This is a genomic window from Phenylobacterium sp., from assembly GCF_031412415.1.
GTDB lineage: Bacteria > Pseudomonadota > Alphaproteobacteria > Caulobacterales > Caulobacteraceae > Phenylobacterium.
The window spans coordinates 1-2,162 of the sequence record NZ_JANOCX010000102.1 but is presented as its reverse complement, the minus strand read 5'-3'; the positions used below and the strand labels follow the sequence as shown (position 1 = coordinate 2,162).

General features: G+C 69.7%; 3 protein-coding genes. All 3 read right to left on the bottom strand.

The window, feature by feature from the left end; all coding sequences use genetic code 11:
* On the bottom strand, window positions 1–570 hold a 570-nt coding region (locus RMO04_RS05300; RefSeq protein ID WP_309643748.1), incomplete at its 3' end, for a DMT family transporter.
* Entirely contained in the window at window positions 560–1,279 is a 720-nt protein-coding gene (locus RMO04_RS05295; protein WP_309643747.1) for a 2OG-Fe(II) oxygenase family protein, read from the bottom strand. The genes RMO04_RS05300 and RMO04_RS05295, both read right to left, overlap by 11 nt.
* Entirely contained in the window at window positions 1,276–2,127 is an 852-nt protein-coding gene (locus RMO04_RS05290) for an SDR family oxidoreductase (protein ID WP_309643746.1), read from the bottom strand. The genes RMO04_RS05295 and RMO04_RS05290 overlap by 4 nt, the downstream gene beginning before the upstream one ends.
* Between the last annotated feature and the right edge of the window lie 35 nt (window positions 2,128–2,162).

The window sequence follows — 2,162 nt, the reverse complement described above, 5'->3', positions numbered from 1 at the left end:
GACCAGCAGGACGATGGGTGAATGGTCCCGCGTCATCACCTTCATTCCGGTGATGGTCAGGGCGAACAGGAAGGACGAGGCCAGCATGGCCAGGGCCGGCAGGCCGATGGCGAAGGTCCCGTCGACTCCGGGCCGCAACATGACCAGAACGCCCAGGAACCCGACCACCGCCGCCCCGATGCGCAGCGGGCCCACTGTCTCGCGCACCACGAAGGCCGCCAGCGGCACCAGCCACAGGGTGCGGGTGAAGGACAGCGCGTTGGCGTCGGCCAGCGGCATCTTCTGGAAGGCGTAGAACGACAGGATCATTCCCACCGTCCCCGCCGCCGAGCGGAACAGCAGGATGCCGGGGCGGGTGGTGGCGAAGGCCGACTTTCCCATCTTCAGGATGACCGGCAGCAGCACGATGAAGCCGGCAAGCTGGCGGTAGAAGGTCTGCAAGGCGGCCGGATAGTCGTCGCCCAGGAACTTGATCAGCGTCGTCATGCCCGTGAAGGCCAGGGCCGAGGCCACCATCCAGAGCGCGCCGCGCAGGTTGGGTGACAGGGCGGCCTTGGGCTCAGCGCTCACGAATCCACCCGGTGACCGACAGCCGCTCACCGGCCGCGTAGCTCGCCACCTGGGTCACCGCGTGGAGCTGGGGGACGCGGAAGATGTTCAAGGCGTTGAAGGTCGGGGCGTAGGCTTCCGCCACATGGCCGTCGGCGTCGTGGAACGCGAGCAGGCCGCCCCAGTCGGTGCGCCAGGCGGGGGTGAAGTTCAGCACATAGGCGTAGAGACGGTTCTTGCCCTCGACGCCGTCGTCATGGGCGGTGAGGAAGTCGCCGGCCCGGTAGCGGGTCGCCTGGGCGTCCACATAGGCCGGGCGAGGGTCATTCGTCAGTGTCCGGACGAAGCGCAGGAACGCCTCGCTGTTGAGGAGGTCGTAGACCGCCTCGAGCGGCCCGCCGGCGCGTTGGCCCGCCTCCACCAGGTCCGACAGGCGCCAGGCGTCGAAGCGGTACTGGAAGCCGGCGCGGCCGCCCTCGACCAGGGCCGTCTCGAGCGCGGCCTGGCGCTCGGCCGGAATGGTCTCGAGCGTCTCCAGGGCGAAGTCGTAGCTCTTGCCCCCCACATGCATCGACCGGTGCCAGGGGGTCCCGGCCAGCGCCGCGCCCACCGCGCGCGCCTGGTCGGGCGGCAGGACGCCCGGCATGTGCAGCCGGCCGAACCGCGCGAAAGCAGGTGCGAGCCTTGCCGGATCGAGACCGGGCGCGAGGCTGAGGACGGGCCCGGTCAAGGCTGGGCGGGCATCATGTCGCCGAACAGGGCCGCGAACGGCGATCCGGCGCTTTGGTCCCAGGCGTGACGGCCGCCAACGGTGATACCGCCGTCCACCACGATGTGCGTCCCCGACACGAAGGCGGCGGCGTCGGAGGCCAGGTAGAGCGCGGCCTGGGCGATGTCGTCGGGCATGCCGGCCTTGGGCACCGGCTGGACCTTGGCGGCGTTGTCGGCGACGCGAGCAGCCATCTGGTCGGCCACCTCGCGGGGAAGGCCCAAGGAGGCGCCGAAGATCGAGGTGGCGATCAGGCCGGGGCAGATGGCGTTGACCCGGATCTTCTGCGGCGAGAGCTGCGCCGCGGCCACCCGGCTCATATGGATGACGCCGGCCTTGGCGGTGGAGTAGGCGATCGGGCCCCAGCCGGCCTGCAGGCCGGCGATGGAGGCGGTATTGATGATCGAGCCGCCGCCACGCTCCAGCATCAGCGGCACGGCGTGCTTCATGCCCAGAGCCGGGCCACGGACCAGGACGTCGAAGATCCAGCTCCAGCCGTCGGCGGTGATCTCGGCGATGGAGGTCATCCGGTCGGAGATGCCGGCGTTGTTGAACAGGATGTCCAGGCCCCCGAACTCGGACTTCGCCTTGGCCAGGGCCGCGGCGATCTGCGCCTCGTCGGTGACGTCGCAATGGGCGTAGGCGACCTTGCCGGGGAAACGCTTCTCCAGCATGGCGCCCTTTTCGTCCTGGATGTCGGCGGCGATCACCCGCGCGCCCTCGGCGACGAACAGCTCGACGCTTCCCAGCCCGATCCCGGACACCCCGCCGGTGATCACCGCCACCTTGCCGTCCAGACGTCCAGCCATGATTTCCCCTCCGCTATGTGATCGGCGATAACTAG

Bases quoted from the DNA above. Each gene is read 5' to 3' on its own strand.
- RMO04_RS05290 (WP_309643746.1), bottom strand. From the start codon at position 2,127: ATGGCTGGACGTCTGGACGGCAAGGTGGCGGTGATCACCGGCGGGGTG.